At 63.7% G+C, this 16,986-nt stretch carries 12 protein-coding genes and 1 riboswitch; of the genes, 3 read left to right on the forward strand and 9 right to left on the reverse strand.

Going from position 1 to position 16,986, the window contains the following annotated elements; translation table 11 throughout:
• Nucleotides 1-81 precede the first annotated feature (81 nt).
• The 4 genes from AAHB08_RS19560 to AAHB08_RS19575 all read right to left on the reverse strand — a co-directional run bounded on the left by AAHB08_RS19560 (nt 82) and on the right by AAHB08_RS19575 (nt 5,128).
• Nucleotides 82-1,416, reverse strand: a complete 1,335-nt coding sequence (locus AAHB08_RS19560; protein ID WP_182788439.1) for a sigma-54-dependent transcriptional regulator — start codon at nt 1,414-1,416, stop codon at nt 82-84.
• A 55-nt stretch (nt 1,417-1,471) separates the two neighbouring features.
• Nucleotides 1,472-2,506 (reverse strand): sensor histidine kinase, encoded by a 1,035-nt coding sequence (locus tag AAHB08_RS19565; RefSeq protein ID WP_106886368.1) that lies wholly within the window; start codon nt 2,504-2,506, stop codon nt 1,472-1,474.
• 105 nt (nt 2,507-2,611) lie between these two features.
• Entirely contained in the window at nt 2,612-4,033 is a 1,422-nt protein-coding gene (locus AAHB08_RS19570; protein ID WP_342059839.1) for a sigma-54 dependent transcriptional regulator, read from the reverse strand.
• 246 nt (nt 4,034-4,279) lie between these two features.
• Nucleotides 4,280-5,128 carry a DUF2726 domain-containing protein gene (locus AAHB08_RS19575; RefSeq protein WP_342059840.1) on the reverse strand — a complete coding sequence of 283 codons (849 nt, stop codon included), beginning with the start codon at nt 5,126-5,128 and terminating at the stop codon, nt 4,280-4,282.
• A 256-nt stretch (nt 5,129-5,384) separates the two neighbouring features.
• Here AAHB08_RS19575 and AAHB08_RS19580 point away from each other — a divergent pair, with 256 nt between their 5' ends.
• The 3 genes from AAHB08_RS19580 (at nt 5,385) to ppx (ending at nt 9,523) form a co-directional block, all read left to right on the forward strand.
• The gene (locus AAHB08_RS19580; protein WP_139434884.1) at nt 5,385-5,897 is read left to right on the forward strand and encodes a glycine cleavage system protein R; all 513 of its coding nucleotides are present in this window, start codon (nt 5,385-5,387) and stop codon (nt 5,895-5,897) included.
• 76 nt (nt 5,898-5,973) lie between these two features.
• The gene (gene ppk1 / locus AAHB08_RS19585) at nt 5,974-8,043 is read left to right on the forward strand and encodes a polyphosphate kinase 1 (protein ID WP_342059841.1); all 2,070 of its coding nucleotides are present in this window, start codon (nt 5,974-5,976) and stop codon (nt 8,041-8,043) included.
• On the forward strand, nt 8,033-9,523 hold the full coding sequence (gene ppx, locus AAHB08_RS19590; RefSeq protein WP_342059842.1) for an exopolyphosphatase: 1,491 nt from the start codon (nt 8,033-8,035) through the stop codon (nt 9,521-9,523). The genes ppk1 and ppx overlap by 11 nt, the downstream gene beginning before the upstream one ends.
• A gap of 58 nt (nt 9,524-9,581) precedes the next feature.
• Here the strand turns inward: ppx and mgtE are convergent, their stop codons facing one another.
• From mgtE to AAHB08_RS19615, 5 genes are all read right to left on the reverse strand, one after another.
• A complete protein-coding gene (mgtE, locus tag AAHB08_RS19595) occupies nt 9,582-10,925 on the reverse strand; it encodes a magnesium transporter (protein ID WP_202046125.1) in 1,344 nt (447 codons plus the stop codon).
• A 124-nt stretch (nt 10,926-11,049) separates the two neighbouring features.
• Nucleotides 11,050-11,219, reverse strand: a riboswitch (M-box (ykoK) riboswitch).
• Nucleotides 11,220-11,398: 179 nt separating this feature from the next.
• Nucleotides 11,399-12,607, reverse strand: coding sequence for a flagellar hook-associated protein FlgL (flgL, locus tag AAHB08_RS19600; RefSeq protein ID WP_342059843.1), 1,209 nt, complete (start codon nt 12,605-12,607; stop codon nt 11,399-11,401).
• A gap of 3 nt (nt 12,608-12,610) precedes the next feature.
• The gene (flgK, locus tag AAHB08_RS19605; protein ID WP_342059844.1) at nt 12,611-14,599 is read right to left on the reverse strand and encodes a flagellar hook-associated protein FlgK; all 1,989 of its coding nucleotides are present in this window, start codon (nt 14,597-14,599) and stop codon (nt 12,611-12,613) included.
• Between the two features lie 3 nt (nt 14,600-14,602).
• Nucleotides 14,603-15,715 carry a flagellar assembly peptidoglycan hydrolase FlgJ gene (flgJ, locus tag AAHB08_RS19610; protein WP_319916630.1) on the reverse strand — a complete coding sequence of 371 codons (1,113 nt, stop codon included), beginning with the start codon at nt 15,713-15,715 and terminating at the stop codon, nt 14,603-14,605.
• 115 nt (nt 15,716-15,830) lie between these two features.
• Nucleotides 15,831-16,928, reverse strand: a complete 1,098-nt coding sequence (locus tag AAHB08_RS19615) for a flagellar basal body P-ring protein FlgI (protein ID WP_111910118.1) — start codon at nt 16,926-16,928, stop codon at nt 15,831-15,833.
• Between the last annotated feature and the right edge of the window lie 58 nt (nt 16,929-16,986).

Consider the following 16,986-nt stretch of genomic DNA (forward strand, 5'->3'; position numbering starts at 1 on the left):
CAACGGGGCCCAGGCTCATGATGCCGAGGGCCCCATGATAATCGAGCCGGGCCGGCAAGGCCATGACACCGGCAACAGGTGCTAGGCGGGCAGCTCTATGCCGGCGTCACGCATCTGGGCCAGCTTGTAGCGCAGGGTGCGCGGGCTGATGCCGAGCTTGTCGGCCACCTCCTTGCGACTGCCGTTGCACTCCTGCAGGGTGTCCAGGATGATCTGATGCTCCTGCTGCTTGAGCTCGCCGCCGAGCCCCTCCCCCGACAGACGCTCGAGGGGGCGCACCAGCTCCTCGTCCGTCTCCTCCAGGATCAGGTGCTCGCAGCCTATGAGCCCCTCGGGGCAGAGGATCAGGGCCCGCTGCACCACATTGTCCAGCTCGCGCACGTTGCCGGGCCAGGGGTGGGTCAGCAGGCGCTCGCGCGCCGCATCGGCCAGCTGCGGTGTCGGCAGCCCCTGCTGACTGGCATGGAGCGCCAGCAGGTGCTCCGCCAGGGGCAGTATGTCGCCGGGCCGCTCCCAGAGGGAGGTCCAGCGCAGGGGGAAGACGTTGAGACGGTAGTAGAGATCCTCGCGAAACAGGCCGTCCTGCACCGCTTTTTTCAGATCCCGGTTGCTGGTGGCGATGACCCGCACGTCCAGCGGGATCATCTTGCGGCTGCCGAGCCGCTCCACCTCTTTCTCCTGCAATACTCGCAGCAGCTTGGCCTGCAGGCCGAGATCCATCTCGGTGATCTCGTCGAGCAGCAGGGTGCCACCCTGAGCCTGCTCGAACTTGCCCGGGCACCCCTGCACGGCGCCGGTGAAGGCCCCTTTCTCGTAGCCGAACAGGGTCGCCTCCAGCATGTTCTCCGGAATGGCGGCGCAGTTGATGGCGACGAAGGCCTGCTCGGCCCGGCTGGAGTTGTCGTGGATGTAGCGAGCCAGCACCTCTTTGCCCGTCCCGCTCGGGCCTGTCACCATGACGGTGGCCTCGCTTCTGGCCACCCGGGTCGCCAGCTGGAACAGCTCGGCAGTCCTGGGATCCCCGTACACCACGGCGCGCTTCTCCACCTTCTGGGCCGGCACGTAACGGCTGACCTGGTTGAGCAGCACCTCGGGGGAGAATGGTTTGGCCAGATAGTCGATGGCCCCCTCCCGCATGGCGCGCACGGCACCGTCGATGTTGGCGTAGGCAGTCATCAGGAGCACAGGCACCTGGGGATACTGCTGGCGGATGTTGGCCAGCAGGGTGAGGCCATCCATGCCCCCCATCTGGATGTCGGAGATCACCATGTCGAAGCGCTGGCGAGAGAGCGCCAGCAGGGCCCGCTCGCCGCTGTCCACCTCGCGGCACTCGTAACCGCCGAGCAGCAGGGTATCCACCAGCGCCTCGCGCAGACCGTTGTCGTCTTCCACCACCAGAATACGGGCCTGGGTCATGCTACACCTCCAACCACGGGCCCGCAGGCCTTGCACCACAGGGACAAGATGGGATTCATGCTACACCTCCAAGCTGCACCGCTTGCTGATGCAGGGGGAACGACAGGGTAAAACAGGTCCCTTCTCCGGGCACCGAGGCCACGCTGACCTCCCCCTGATGGGCACGCACCACGGATTGCACCACGGCAAGCCCGAGGCCCGTGCCCTGGGAGCGGGTGGTGAAGAAGGGTTCGAAGATCTGGCTGAGCAGCTGGGCAGGCATCCCCTTGCCATTGTCGAGGACCCGCATCTCCACCCGGTTGCCGCTGCGCACCGCGCTCACCAGGAGCGAATCGGCCCCGGCCTGTCTGGCGTTGGCGATCAGGTTGTTGATGGCACCGGCCAGGGCGCTGCTGTTGGCGAGCAGACAGAGATCCGGCTCAGGCGCCTCCATGTGCAGCGCGCAGCCCTGCTGCTGGCAGAAGGCCTCGGCACCGGCCTGCACCTCCGCCAGCAGCCCCTGTACCGAGACAGGGGCCACCACCTGGTTGTCGCCGTTGCGGGCAAACAGCAGTATGTCGTTTATCTGCTTCTCGAGATCCTGCAGCCGGGCCATCAACTTTTGCTGAAACTGGGTGCGGGATTCCGGTTTCAGGGTGCGGTTCGCGAGGTTGGCCGCATAGAGCATGGCGGCGGAGAGGGGGGTGCGGATCTGGTGCGCGAGGGAGGCCGCCATGTTGCCCAGGGCCGACAACCGTTTCATGTGGTTGACCCTGTCCTGCAACTGGCGGGTCTCGGTGAGATCCGTGATGAACACCAGCTGGCCGGGCTGATCCGGCAGCGGCTGGGTGGAGAGTTGCACCCGGCGACCGTCCCGCAGGGAGATCTCGTGACCATCGTCTTCTCTGGGCTGGAAACAGCGGGCGATGATCTGGCGCCAGGCCTGCCCCTCCAGCGGCTCTCCCAGCAGGGTCAGGGCAGCCGGGTTGGCGCGGGTGATCCGCCCCTCCCCATCGAGCAGCAGCACGCCGGTCGGCAGTGCCGTGAAGATGGCATAGAGCTGACTCACTTCGTGTGACTGGAGCGGATTGTCCTGCTGCGAGATTGTCATAAAGCTGACCTCAAACTGGCGATTGGGTCAGCTTATTCAATTTCCATGCCAGTAAATTATTTTTTATATATCAATACCTTGACTATGGCCGTCAAAGCATTGACCTCAGTTGTCCTTGCTCATGCCGTATTTTTTCATCTTCTCCACCAGGGTGGTGCGGCGCATGCTCAGCAGGTCGGCGGCGCGGGCCACCACCCCGTCCTGGGACTCCAGCGCCTGACGGATCAGCTCCACCTCGAGATCCGCCAGCATCTCCTTGAGATTGAGCCCCTCCTGGGGCAGCTGCATGGGCAGCGGCGCGGCAAGGCCCGGATCCAGCGCAGGAGGCGTCTGGAACACGGCAGCCAGGGCATCCCGCTCGTCCATCTCGGTGAGCCGCTCGTCCCTCGGCTCGCTTGGCAGCAGACGGTAGCGACCGGGCAAGTCCGCCACGTCGATGATCTGGTTCGGGTAGAGGATCAGCAGCCGCTCGATGAGGTTCGACAACTCCCGCACGTTACCAGGCCAGGGGTACTGCATCAGGGACTCCATGGCCCGCTGGGTCAGGCGGATGATCCCCCTGTGCTGCTCCCCGTGGCGGTTGAGCAGCTCCTGCAAAAGCAGGGGAATATCGTCGCAGCGCTCGCGCAGGGGCGGCGTCTCTATGGGGAAGACGTTGAGGCGATAGTAGAGATCCTCGCGAAAACCCTGGGTGCGGATCATCGCCTCCAGATCCCTGTGGGTCGCCGCTATGATGCGCACATCGGCCTGGATGGGCTTGCCGCCACCGACCCTGTCGAACAGTCGCTCCTGCAGCACCCGCAGCAGCTTGACCTGCATCGGCATAGGCATGTCGCCGATCTCGTCGAGGAACAGGGTACCCCCCTGGGCCAGCTCGAAGCGGCCGCGACGGGCGGCGATGGCGCCGGTGAAGGCCCCCTTCTCGTGGCCGAACAGCTCGCTCTCAAGGAGCTCAGCCGGAATGGCGCCGCAGTTGATGGGCACGAAGGGGCCCGAGCTTCTGGCAGAGAGCTCGTGAATGGCGCGGGCCACCACCTCCTTGCCGGTCCCGGATTCCCCCAGGATCAGCACGTTGGCGTCAGTCTGCGCCACCTGGCCTATGAGGCGGCGCACCTCCTGGATCCCCCGCCCCTTGCCCACCAGCAGTCGCAACAGGGTCTGACCCTTGTCGTGCACCTGCTGGCGGGGATGGAGGGAGATGAAGGCCTGACAGAAGTGCAGGTGGCGCGTCAGGGACTCATAGGTATAGGGCTCGTCACTGCCACCGATGAAGTTGCTGTTGGGGTGATCGGCCTGCATCAGGGAGAGGAAGGGGATGCGGGGGAAGGCGGCCAGCAGCTCGCCGAGGGAGCGCTCCAGCAGCTTGCCCGTCAGTATCCCTTGCAGCGGGCCGGAGGATTCGATGGCCACGTCCAGATCGGCTTCCACCACCTCCTGCCAGGGGATCCCCATGAAGGAGAGCACTGTCCCCAGTTGCTGACGCCGCTGTTCATCGGCATCAACGATCAACACCTCCATAGCCATCATATTTATTTTCCTTACACACCTAACGCCAAGTTATTGTTTTTTAAGTGCTTATGATAATGAGCCATGCACTGTGTTGTAGGGTGCACAAAGTGCCAAAATTCTGGCGGTTTGTCAAAACTTGTCGCGCTCGGCGCGGTCCGACCGGGATGGGGATCACACTCGGACAGCCGCTGTCGGCCAGGCGCCCGGGGTGGAAGCGGTGCAAGAGAGGCAAGGCGCCGGCCGCAGCCGGCGCCAGCGCGGGGATCAGTGTCTGGCATGCTCCTGGGGGGCGGCGTAACGACACTCGGGGAAACGGCTGCAGGCCAGGAACAGACGGCCGGCATGGGGACCCTTCTTCGCTTCCCGGGCCACCAGGGGCGCCGCGCAGCGGGGGCAATGGGGCACAGAGGCGGAGGCTTCCTCCTCCTCTTCGTCCGGGCCGATGAAGGGGTTGTCCATCAGCACCGGCCCCTGCTCGTCAGGCTGAGGCGGCTCGGCCTGTGGCGCCCTGGGCATGCGCCCCCCATGGTGGGATGCACTCAAGTCCACTCCATCGAGCAGCAAGGGGTTGAAGGTCGGCTCGCGGCGCTCCCCCGGCAACAGATCCTCCACCGGGAGGCTCGTCTTGACCAGCAGGGGCAGCAACAGCTCGCGCAGCTCGTCGACCTGGTAATGACTGCTGGCCGGGATCTGCAGCAGCGGCAGGCCGGCGCTGTCACAGGCGGACTTCAGGAAGAGATCCCGCACCTTGCGCTTCTGGTGGCGATGGGCGCTGTCATCGAGTTCCACGGCGCACAGGAAGGAGAGATCCGTCGGGTGGCAGAGCAGGTAGTCGAAGCGCTTGGCGCTGATCATGTCGAACGCCTGTTGCCACTTGCCCTTGCCCAGGCGCGCCTGCGGGGTCAGCACATCTGCCACCCTGACCTTGGCAAAGACCCGGGCCTGGTCGCCCACCGCCAAGTCCAGCACCCCGAGGAAGGCGCGCTCGGCGGGGCTGAACAGGGTCTCCTGCAGCTCATAGGGCTCGGCCTTGCCCCTCTTGCTCCTGCGCCAGAGGATCACCAGCAGGAGCAGCACCAACAACACGGATCCCGATACGACAAGGCTATTCATAAACACATACCCCGTTCACAAGACATATCCAGTTCATCAAACACGAAGGGGCAACACTCTACCACGGGGGAACCCCGGCAGGCAGAGCTGAAATCAACGCCGCTCCGGCATTCGCGTTTTTTCACTAAATTTGCGTGGAGCGGGCTTCATATGGCCTGTCGCAGCAGGCACAATGCTAGAGCCTATGGACGTTTCGGCGCACAGAGTCGCGGCCAGGCGTCAATGACCCCACGCAGTCCCATTCAAGGAGAGCAGGATGCAAAAGCAATTGGTCGTCACCGTGATCGGCGCAGACAAGCCCGGCATCGTCGAGAGCCTGGCCGACACCATCACCCGGCAGCAGGGCAACTGGCTGGCCAGCTCAATGAGCGAACTGGCGGGGCAGTTTGCCGGCATTTTGCACGTCGCCGTGCCGGACGAACACTACCGCAGCCTGTGCGAGGCACTGGTGATGCTGCCGGGTCTCACCGTGAGCTTCGCCGAAGGCCAGCTCAGCCCCGAGCCCGCCAACCAGTTGATGCTGAGCGTCACCGGCAACGACAGGCCCGGCATAGTCCACGAGGTGGCCAGCATACTGCGCCAGCTCAACATCAACGTCGCCGACCTCACCACGGGGTGTGAGCCCGCCCCCCACTCCGGGGCCCCGCTCTTCTATGCCCATGCCCTGGTGGCCCTGCCGCCCCAGCTCGAACTCGACGATCTGATCACGGCGCTGGAGTCCCTCTCCGACGATCTGGTGGTCGACATCGATCACGATCTGACCGAATAACGCGGGTTGTCATAAATTTGTCATGGTTTGACGCCATAACTTCCGCGCAGACGCAACCTGAGTACAGAGGCACCAGATGAGCACCGACAGGCAGTATGAAGAGAAAGAGCTTAGCTGGCTCTCATTCAATGAACGGGTGTTGCAAGAGGCAATGGACAAGACGGTCCCCCTCATCGAGCGGGTCCGTTTTCTGGGGATCTTCTCCTCCAACCAGGATGAGTTCTTCAAGGTACGGGTCTCGGACGTCAAGCGCCGCATCCTCATCAACGAGGTGCACGGTGGCGATGACGAGGCCAAGGTGTTGCTGCGCGCCATCCAGCAGAAGGTGATGGCGCTCGGCGAGGCGTTTGACAACACCTACAAGGAGTTGCTGATCGCCCTGGCCCGCCACAACATCTTCCTGGTCAACGAGAACCAGCTCTCAGAGGCGATCCAGCAGTGGCTGCGGGTCTTCTTCAAGGAGAAGGTGCTGCGCCACATCATCCCCATCCTCCTCAACAAGGAGGTCAACCCGGTCAAGTTCCTCAAAGACGAGCACACCTATCTGGCCATCGAGATGAAGAAGAACGGCCAGGTGATCCAGTACGCCCTGGTGGAGGTGCCGACCGACGATCTGCCCCGCTTCTTCCAGCTGCCGCCGGAGGGGACCCGCCGCAAGAAGCAGATCATCATCCTGGACAACGTCATCCGCTTCTGCCTGGACGAGATCTTCAAGGGCTTCTTCGACTACGACGAGATAGCGGCCTATGCGGTCAAGCTGACCCGGGATGCGGAGTACGATCTCTCCGACCAGCTGGATCTGAGCCTGGTGGACAAGATGAGTGACGGCTTGAAGCAGCGCCTCACCGCCATGCCGGTGCGCTTCGTCTACGAGCGGGAGATGCCCGCGGCCATGATAAGCTTCCTGAAGCTCAAGCTGCAGATCAGCTCCTACGACGCCATCATGCCGGGCGGGCGCTATCACAACTTCAAGGATTTCATCGGCTTCCCCAACGTGGGCCGGGACTATCTGGAAAACCCCAAGCTGCCGGCCCTGGATTGCCGCGATTTCGATGGCTTCGTCAACGCCTTCGACGCCATCACCAAGCAGGACATACTGCTCTATTACCCCTATCACAAGTTCCACCACTTCACCGAGCTGGTGCGCCAGGCGGCGTTCGATCCGGCGGTCAGCGCCATTCGCATCAATATCTACCGGGTCGCCAAGAAGTCACGGATCATCCACTCCCTCATCGACGCCGCCAACAACGGCAAGAAGGTGACTGTGGTGGTGGAGCTGCGCGCCCGCTTCGACGAGGCGGCCAACATCGACTGGGCCAACATTTTGACCGATGCCGGGGTCAAGGTGGTGTTCGGGGTGCCCAGCCTCAAGATCCACTCCAAGCTCTGCCTCATCACCCGCCACGAACATGGCGAGGCGGTGCGCTACGCCCATATCGGCACCGGCAACTTCAACGAGAAGACCGCCAAGATCTACACCGACTTCTCCCTGCTGACCCGCCACCCGGACATCACCGCCGAGGTGGAGGGGGTGTTCGAATACATCGAGTACCCCTATAAACGCTACAAATTCAACCACCTGCTGGTCTCCCCCATCAACAGCCGCCGCCAGCTCTATCGCCTCATCGACAACGAGCTGGCCAACGCCAAGGCGGGCCAGCCCTGCGGCATCACCCTCAAGATCAACAACCTGGTGGACAGAGACCTCATCAACCGCCTCTATGCCGCCGGCCAGGCCGGGGTGCCCATCCAGATGATCATCCGCGGCATGTGTGCCCTGCGTCCCGGGGTGCCGGGCCTGAGCGACAACATCCAGGTCATCAGCATCATCGACCGCTTCCTCGAGCACCCCCGGGTGATGGTGTTCCACAACAAGGGCAACCCCCAGCTGTTCATCTCCAGCGCCGACTGGATGAGCCGCAACATTGACGGCCGGATCGAGGTGGGCACCCCCATCTACGACGAGCGGCTGAAACAACGCATCCTGGACATCCTCGAGCTGCAGCTGAGCGACACCTGCAAGGCGCGGGTCATCGATGCCGATCAGAAGAACGAATACGTGAAGCGGGGCAACCGCCGTAAGGTTCGCTCCCAGGTTGCGATTTACGACTATCTCAAACGTATCGAGTCAAACAATGGACAATAGTCTGTACGCCGCTGTCGATCTGGGGTCGAACAGCTTCCACATGGTCATCGCCCGCCTCAACGAGGGGCGGATGCAGATCGTCGATCGCATCAAGGAGCGGGTTCGCCTCGCCGAGGGGATGGATGAGCAGCGCCGCATGTCGGCGGAGGCCATGGCCCGGGGGCTCGACTGCCTCGCCCTGTTCGCCGAGCGCCTCACCAACATCAAGCCGGATCAGATCCGCATCGCCGGCACCTACACATTGCGCCGCGCCAGCAACGCCCGGGACTTCGTGCGCGAGGCAGCCGAGGTGCTCAACCACCCCATCGAGATCATCAGCGGCCAGGAGGAGGCACGCCTCATCTATCAGGGGGTCGCCCATACCCAGCACATCGAAGGCCAGGTGCTGGTGGTGGACATCGGCGGCGGCAGCACCGAACTCATCATCGGCGAGGGCTTCGAACACAAGGCCCTCACCAGTCGCAAGATGGGGTGCGTCAGCTTCACCCAGAGCTTCTTTGCCAACGGCAAGCTGAGCGAGAAGGCCTTCAACAGCGCCGTGCTGGAGGCGCAGCACCAGCTCGCCCCCATCATCAACCAGTACCGCAAGCTGGGCTGGCAGAGCTGCCTCGGCAGCTCGGGATCCATTCGCACCGTGCGCGACGTCTTGCAGGGGGAGGAGTGGACGGATGGCGCCATCACGCTGGCGGGTCTGGAGCGGCTGAAAGAAGAGATGCTCAGGCACAAGCGGGTCGACCAGCTCAAACTCGCCGGCCTCACCGAGGAGCGCCAGGGAGTCTTTGCCGCCGCCGTGGCCATACTGCTCGGGCTCTTCACCTCATTGCCCATCGAGCGGATGGAGTACTCCGACGGCGCCCTGCGCGAGGGGCTGCTCTATGAGTTCGAGGAGCGGCTGCAGCACCACGACATTCGCGAGCGCACCGCGCTCGCCCTCAGCTCCCACTACCACATCGACAAGCGCCAGGCCACCCGGGTGGAGCGGAGCGTCCTCGATCTGTTCGACGCCCTGAGCGATCCCTGGGAGATGCCCATCGAGCCCTATCGCGCCATCCTCGGCTGGGCGGCGCGGCTGCACGAGATCGGCCTTGCCATCAACTACAGCGGCATCCATCGCCACTCCGCCTACATCCTGCAAAACACGGATCTGCCCGGTTTCAACCAGGACGATCAGGTCCTGCTGGCGGCCCTGGTGCGCTTCCAGCGCAAGGGGCTCAAGCTCTCGGAGCTGCCCGCCCTGCCCAACCACGACGAGCAGACGGTGCTGCGCTGCATCCGCATCCTGCGCCTCGCGGTGGCGGCCCACCACAGGCGCCAGGACAACCTGTTGCCGGAGTGGCGGGTGCAGGCCGCCGGGGATCAGCTGGTGGTCACCCTGCCCACCGACTGGTGCGAGGAGAACCGCCTGCTGATCCAGAACCTGGAGAAGGAGCACCGCTATTGCCAGGAGCAGGGCTGGCCCCTGCTGTTCCAGCTCGGGTGATCGTTCACCTCAAACGAAAGAAGGCAGCCGATGGCTGCCTTCTTGCTTTCTGTCGTTGTCACTGCAGCTCGGGCAGCAACCATTTGGCGATTTCGAAATAGATGATGAGGCCGGTGCCATCCACCAGGGTGGAGATGAAGGGGGCAGAGACCACCGCCGGATCGATGCGCAGGCGACGCAGCACCATGGGAATGATGGAGGCGACCGCGGCGCTCCAGAGCACGATGGCAATGATGGTCAGGGTGACCACCATGCCGATCTGGGGACCCACCCCCAGGCTCCAGGCCCGTACCCAGGCGGCCAACGCAATGGCGGCCGAGATAAGCAGACCGGTGGAGAGCTCCTTTCTCAGCACTGTGCCGAGGTTCTTCAGGCTCACCTCCCCCACCGCCATGGCCCGCACTATGGTGGTGGTGATCTGGGTGCCGCTGTTGCCGCCGGTGCCGATGAGCAGGGGGATGAAGAAGGCCAGGGCGATGGCCGCCTCCAGCTGCTCCTCGAAGGCCCGCAGCACTGTCCCCGTGTAGGCCTCCGCCACGAACAGGATCAGCAGCCAGCCCACCCGCTTGCGCCACAGCTGCCAGGGAGTGGCCTGCAGATAGGGGGTATCCAGGGGGGATGAGCCCCCCTGTAACTCCGCATCCTCGGTGGATTCGAGCTCCAGGATGTCGGCGGCGTCATCCACGTGGAAGACCCCCACCAGGCGCCCCTGATCCTCCACCGGCAGGGTCGAGATGTCGCGATCGATCAGCAGGCGGGCGGCCAGCTCCTGATCCGCCCGGGCGTTGATCCGCACCGCCTCCCGCTCCATCAGCTCGCTCACCGGCCGCAGGGGATCGGCGATGAGCAGGGACTTGAGGGAGACGCTGCCGAGCAGGCGCCGCTCGCCGTCGACCACATAGAGGTGCTGAAACAGCTGGGCCTTGTCCCAGGCGTCGTGGATCCGCCGCTTGGCGCTCTCCACCGTGGTGCCCTGGTCGACGGCCAGGTATTCGTGGCGCATGTTGGCACCGACCGACTCGCTCGGCCAATCGAGCAGGGCATCGTAGATGGCCTGCGCCTGGGTCGGGAAGCGGGCCAGCAGCCTGGTGCGATCCTGGGCACCCAGCTTGCGCAGGATGGCCACCATATCGCGCCGGGGAATGGCCTCCTGCAGCACGCCCACTATGCTGCCATGCAGGCGCAGCAGCAGCTGGCCCGCGCTCTCCGCCGACAGGGAGGCGAGCAGGGCGGCTCCTCGCGGCGCAGGGAGAGTATCGAAGACGCAGTTGAGCTCTTCCGGGCGCAGGGTCAGCAGTTGATCGGCCCGCTGCACCGGGTCCAGGTTGTGGTCAAGCCAGCCCTGCAGGGCGGCGAGATCGAGCAGTTGATGACGGTTGAGCAGGGTGTGTGTTTTCTTCATCACAGATATCCTCATGTGATTTCAGGCAGGGCCTGAAGGCAACCGGCACGCACCGGTCGCTGTCGACAAGAAAACAGCAATTTGATTGACGAGTAACAGGCAGGAAATGACGCCGTCCGGCGTGTTTTCATCCCCACGTACCAGCTTTAGCACTGCATAACGTATCCGGCATGCCGGAAGCCACTTGGGTTGACACCTTAATCCGATGAAAACTGTCCTGATCTTGGGCGTCTCTGGACGTCGTGAGATCAGTGGCCTGTGTTTATGCAGGAGCCTCGCCTAACGAGATGCTGCGAAAAATGCGCGCCACCTGGGTGGTGCGGGCGGCATCATCTGTCCGGGGCCTCCCCGAGTCAAGGCCATTGGGCTCCTGGCAACGGGTTGTTACAAATTGGGCGGGAAGCGGGCCGCCCATGAAAAGAACGCTCCCCCGGGCCTGGGCCACGGGGGAGCGGGCGATCAACGGGTAGATATCAGCGGATATAGTCGAACAGGGTCAGCTTGCTTATCTTGCTGAAGGCGAGCTGGGAGGCGCTCATGGCCGCGTCCTCCTTGGAGAGCGCCGCAATCACCTCGTACATGTCCGCCTCGGAGACCTTGGCCCGCGCCTGCTGGTTCAGGGTGCTGAGCCCGTCGTTCGACCCCATCACCTGCTCCAGGCTGTTCATCCGGCCACCCAGCTCGCCGAGCCCCCTGTCTATCTTGGTCCTGGCGTTGTTCATGTGGGTGGTGGCATCCGCCACCGCCAGCTGGAAGCCGTCCGCCGAGAGCGTGGGGTCGCGCAGGGCGGTGAGGAAGTCGGACATGCCGTTGAGCACGCTGTCGTTCTTCGGCTTGTCCAGCACGAAGGTCTGATCCGCCCCCCCTGCCGGCAGGTCCAGGGTCAGCTCCAGCCCGTTGAAGGTGATCTTGTTGCCCGCGCTGTAGTCCCCGTCCTGGATCAGGCCACCGCCGCTGTCCCGGATCTCGTACCTGTCCGGCGGGCCCACCTGAGTGCTCACGGTGAACGAATTGCTGGCAAGAGACGAGTCGTAGTTGTTGCGATAGAAGCTCTCGAAGTTCCCCTGATCCCCGACCCCTACCTGGATGTTGGCGCTGGTGCCACTGGCGGTGCGCCGGGTCGCCACCATCTCGAACAGATCGAAACCGGAGTCATTGGCCGGGATCTGCACCGTGGGGGAGACCTGGATGCTGCGCTGCCCGGTGTCCCCCTGGAACACATAGTTGCCGCTCGCATCTTTTACGAAGGGCTGAGTCTTGCTCTGGTTGCCGCCGAAGATGAACTCCCCCTGGGAGTTCTTGCTGTTCATCAGATCGAACATCTGCTTCTGCAGCCCCTCCAGTTCGCTCGCGATGGCGTTGCGCTCCTCCGAGCCCATGGCCGAGCTGTTCGCCTTCTGGATCAGGGTCTGGGCGCTCAGCATGGCGTTGTTAAGGGAGGTGAGCACAGTCTCCTCGTGGCCCAGGCTGTTCTCCAGCAGGCTGCCGTTGACGCCGTACTGCTTGAAGAGATCGATCTCCTTGGTCAGCGCCAGCTTCTGGCCCATGCCGGAGGGGTCTTCCCCCGCCCGGGAGAACTTCTCCCCCGTCATCAGCTGTTCATAGGCGGTATTCTGGCGCTCGCTCACCTTGCTCATGGAGGCCAGGTTGCGGTCATAGATCATGTTGGTGGTGATGCGCATGACTTACCTCACGGAAGACAACAGGGTATCGAAGATGGTCTTGGCGGTATTGACTATCTGGGCCGAGGCGGCATAGGACTGCTGGAAGCGGATGAGGTTGGCCGCTTCCTCCTCCAGGTTGACCCCGGAGACGCTCTCGAAGATGGCGGTGCTCTGGGTCAGCTTGGCCTCATTGGCCTGCAGCAGGGTCTTGGCCTGGCTGGCCTTGTTGCCCACCCCGGTCACCAGAGCGCTGTAGGCGTCGTTGAAGGTCATCTTGTCGTTGCTGGTGGCGGCATTGTTGTTCTTGCGCACCAGCTCCTTGTTCTGCAGCTCCGCCAGCGCCAGCCCGTTGCCGTTGTCGGCAAAGCCGTCCTTGTTGTAGCTCAGGGTGAAGCTGTCGCTGGCCTCCACCTTGCCGGTGATGCTGAAGTCGTAGCCCGGGGTCAGGGCCGGTACTATGGGTGTGCCCAGCGGCAGCTCGAGGGCGGACATCAGGTTCTGCCCCTTGGTGGAGGCGGGGGCCACCCCGAGCAGGTTGTTGTTCTTGTCATAGACCTCGTAGTTGCCGCTGCCGTCGATCTTGATGACCTGGGGAGCGCTCGGGTCCAGGGTATTGGTGCCAAAGCCCGACCCCGTGCCTGTGTTGTAGACGCTGTTGACCTTGATCTCGCCCGAGCCCAGGTTTTGGGAATGCTTGTCCGCCTTGATGGGGGATGCCAGCGCGATGTCTTCCGGCCTGGTGGCGGCCTGCGCCATGCCGGCGGCGGCGTGCTTGGTGGGTTGCAGCACTATCTTGTCGCCCCCGACCGGGGTGCCGGACAGGTCGATCTCGATGCCGTGCCCGGCCACCTCGAACTTGGCGGGGGGCGTGGTGCCGGTCGCCACCGAAGTCCGCTGCCCTGAGCCGTCGATGGAGAAGACCTCATAATCGGTGCCGTTGTTGAACTGCACTTCGTAATCGAAGGTGGTCACTTCCGAGCCCTTGCCGGGCACGAAGTTCACGCTGGCCGCCCCGCTGCCCTGGTTGCTGGCATAGGGGAGCCCCTGGCTCCCCTTGAGGGAGAAGAGATCCCCTCCCAGCTCGTTGTCCAGATCCATGCCGAGGCGGTTCTGCTGGTTCATGGCATCGGCCATGGCGACCGCCAGCTGGCCCAGCTCCCGCTTGGCGGGCTCCAGATCGTTGCGCGCCGTGAAGAGGCCGCCGATGGCGCCCCCCAGATCCTTGTCATTGATGTTGGCCTGGTTGGCCCCCAGGGTGAGTTGCAGCCTCGCATCCCGGGAGTCCGGGCTGCCCGGCACCACCTTGAACTGGGCCACGCCGCCGTCCAGCACCAGGGAGTGCCCCGTGCTCATGTTGACCAGCATGCTGCCGTTGGGCTGGGTCACGGTGCGGACTTCCATCTTCTCGGAGAGCTGGCGGATCGCCTCGTCACGCTGATCGAACAGCATCAGGTTCTCTTCCGGCGAGCCCTGGGTCCGGACTATGGCCTGGTTCAGATCGTTGATGCTGCTGAGCAGGCTGTTCACCCTGTCCGTCTCGTCCCCTATGGTGGCGTTGATGGTGTCGCTCTGCTTGTCGAGCTGGGCGGAGAGGGTGTGGAAGCGATCCACCATGCCGCTGAGCTCGCTCAGGGTGGTCTTGCGCCCGCCCACTTCCGCCGGCGATTCGTTGGCGGTGTGGAAGGCCTTGAAGTAGGAGGTGATGGTGGTGCCCACGCTGTTGCTGGCATCCCCCAGCAGGCTGTCGAGCTGGAACAGCTGATCGTAGCGCGAGCCTGCGGCATGGTAGGCGGAGGTATCCCGGCGCACCTCAGCCTGGGCGTAGGCGTTGATGACCCGCTCGCTCACCATGTCGCCCGTGCCCAATCCGACGGAATTGGTGTAGATCAGGGTGCGTTCACGTACATAGCCCTGGCTGTTGACGTTCACTATGTTGTTACTGGTGGTCTGCAGCAGTCGCTGCTGGGCCAATACACCCGAAGTCCCGATTCCAAGCAGATCGCTTGCCATAGCTTACAGCTCCATCTCTGTGTTCCTGGTCGCAGCGTTGCCGGGCATCGAGTAGCCGGCGATGGCATCACTGCGCAACACTTGTTTAAGTTTGCTGGCGTACTGGGGATCGGTGGCATAACCGGCCTGCTGCAGCGCCTCGAAATAGCGATCCGGGCTGTCCACCTTGGCCAGCGCCCCCTTGTAGCGACTCCCCGAGGTCAGGAAGTCCACATAGTCGTTGAAGCTCTCTTCAAACGACTCGTAGGAGCGGAATGCCGCCTTCTGGCGCGACGCCACCCCTTGCTCGTACTCCAGGGTGCTCACCACGGCCTTGGGCCCTTCCCAGCGGGGATCGGCCTTGATCCCGAACAGGTTGTGGCTCATCTGCCCCTCCCCGTCCTTGATCACCCGCTTGCCCCAGCCACTCTCAAGGGCGGCCTGGGCCACCAGCACCGCCGGGCTCAGCCCCAGCTTGTCCGCCGCCTTCTTGGCCAGCGGCATCAGGCGCTCGACGAACTCCTCCGGACTGTCGAACACCTTGGCGCTCTCATCCAGGGCCGAGGCCCGCGGGCTGCTGCCCATGGGCGGCACGGTGCGATGGGGGCGTCTGGGCAGGTTCAACGAGGACTCGGCCCCATTCAGTCCACCCTTCATCTCGCTCTTCATTTCGTTATCAGCAAAATCTTTGCCAACTTTGGAAGCGGCGATCAGATCGTTGGAGGCACTGGGAGCTTCATAGGGCTTGTAGACCCGCTCGGTGCGTTGGGGCAGCTTGAGCACCCGGCCGTCGTTATGGGTGAAGGTCTTCTCGGGGGAGAACTGCTTGGCCACCATCTCGGCGATGCCAAGGCCCCCCTTGCTCGACATGTCGGAGACCCGCTGCTCGTCCAGCATCCCCTCGTAGAACTGGGTGTAGCTGCTGTTCATCGGGTTGCCTTCAGTCAACACCGAGTTGGCCTGGCGCATGCCCTTGAACAGGGTCTGGGTGAAGATGGACTCGAACTGGCGGGCCGCCGCCATCAGTGCCTCTTGCTTCCCTTCCTTGCTGTGGCTCATCTGGCGCAGCTTGTCCAGGTTCTGAACGTCCTGCACCATGCCAAGATTGATACCACTCTGGGTGTCGAACTCTGCCATAACCTTCCTCTTTGCCGCCCGTGGCAACCTCTTGCCGCTCAAGAAATGACTGTATTACCTGTTGGCTCTCCGGGCCGGCTGCTGCGCCAGCCCGGAGATTCGCCGAGACAGCCTGTTACAAGATGACCAGCTGCCCCTGAATGGCCCCCGCCTGCTGCAGGGCCTCCAGGATCGCCATCAGATCCCCCGGCGCTATCCCCACCTGATTCACCGCCCGCACCAGGTCATCCAGGGTCGCCCCGGTGTCGAGCTTGAACATGCGCCCCGGATCCTGCTGCACGTTGATGGTGGAGTTGTTGGTGACCGCGGTCTCGCCCCCCGCCAGCGGATTGGGCTGGGAGACCTGCTGGTTCTCGGCGATGGTGACCGTCAGGCCCCCATGGCTGATGGCGGCGGGCCTCAGCTTGACCTCGCTGCCGATGACTATGGTGCCGGTGCGCGAGTTGACGATGATCTTGGCGGACTCGGTGGCCGGATCCACTTCCAGGTTTTCGATGGTTGCAAGGTAGGCGACCCGCTGACTCGGATCCCGCGGCGCGAATACCTTGATGGAGGTGGCGTCCAGGGCCTGGGCCGTGTTGGGGCCTACCAGATCGTTGACCACGTCGGCCACCCGGCGGGCCGTGGTGAAGTCGGGCCGGTTCAGGTTGAAGGTGATGGTGTCCCCCTGGGAGAAGGAGTTCGGCACTTCACGCTCCACGGTCGCCCCGTTGGCGATGCGCCCCACTGTGGGGGTATTGACCACCACCTTGGAGCCATCCGCCCCCTCGGCCCCGAGCCCACCGACCACCAGGCTGCCCTGGGCCACCGCATAGACGCGGCCGTCCAGCCCCTTGAGGAAGGTCTGGAGCAGGGTGCCGCCCCGCAGGCTCTTCGCCTCGCCGATGGCGGAGACGGTGACATCTATGGTCTGACCCGGCTTGGAGAAGGGGGGCAGATCGGCGTGGATGGCCACGGGCGCCACGTCCTTGATCTTGGGCTTGATGTTGTCCGGCACCTTGATGCCGAAGTTGTTGAGCATGGTCCTGAAGGTCTGCTCGGTGAAGGCGTTGTTCTTCTCGCCCGTCCCGGGCAGGCCCACCACCAGACCGTAGCCGATCAACTGGTTGCTGCGCACCCCTTCCACCGAGCTGAGATCCTTGATGCGGGAGGCGTGCGCCAGCCCGAGCGGCAAGATACAGCACAGCAGGCCAAGCAAACGGAGTCGGTTCATGACATCTCCTGACTAAACCATTCCGGCCCCCCGGGGGGGGGGGGGGCGCCCGGGGGGC

It is taken from the genome of Aeromonas sp. OTU364, assembly GCF_038440395.1.
Taxonomy (GTDB): Bacteria; Pseudomonadota; Gammaproteobacteria; order Enterobacterales; family Aeromonadaceae; genus Aeromonas.

Excerpts from the sequence above, each read along its gene's own strand:
- ppk1 (WP_342059841.1), top strand. The coding sequence starts at position 5,974 with ATGAGCACCGACAGGCAGTATGAAGAGAAAGAGCTTAGCTGGCTCTCA.
- AAHB08_RS19570 (WP_342059839.1), bottom strand. The coding sequence starts at position 4,033 with ATGATGGCTATGGAGGTGTTGATCGTTGATGCCGATGAACAGCGGCGT.
- ppx (WP_342059842.1), top strand. The coding sequence starts at position 8,033 with ATGGACAATAGTCTGTACGCCGCTGTCGATCTGGGGTCGAACAGCTTC.
- flgJ (WP_319916630.1), bottom strand. The coding sequence starts at position 15,715 with ATGGCAGAGTTCGACACCCAGAGTGGTATCAATCTTGGCATGGTGCAG.
- AAHB08_RS19615 (WP_111910118.1), bottom strand. The coding sequence starts at position 16,928 with ATGAACCGACTCCGTTTGCTTGGCCTGCTGTGCTGTATCTTGCCGCTC.
- flgK (WP_342059844.1), bottom strand. The coding sequence starts at position 14,599 with ATGGCAAGCGATCTGCTTGGAATCGGGACTTCGGGTGTATTGGCCCAG.
- AAHB08_RS19580 (WP_139434884.1), top strand. The coding sequence starts at position 5,385 with ATGCAAAAGCAATTGGTCGTCACCGTGATCGGCGCAGACAAGCCCGGC.
- flgL (WP_342059843.1), bottom strand. The coding sequence starts at position 12,607 with ATGCGCATCACCACCAACATGATCTATGACCGCAACCTGGCCTCCATG.
- AAHB08_RS19560 (WP_182788439.1), bottom strand. The coding sequence starts at position 1,416 with ATGACCCAGGCCCGTATTCTGGTGGTGGAAGACGACAACGGTCTGCGC.
- AAHB08_RS19565 (WP_106886368.1), bottom strand. The coding sequence starts at position 2,506 with ATGACAATCTCGCAGCAGGACAATCCGCTCCAGTCACACGAAGTGAGT.
- mgtE (WP_202046125.1), bottom strand. The coding sequence starts at position 10,925 with ATGAAGAAAACACACACCCTGCTCAACCGTCATCAACTGCTCGATCTC.
- AAHB08_RS19575 (WP_342059840.1), bottom strand. The coding sequence starts at position 5,128 with ATGAATAGCCTTGTCGTATCGGGATCCGTGTTGTTGGTGCTGCTCCTG.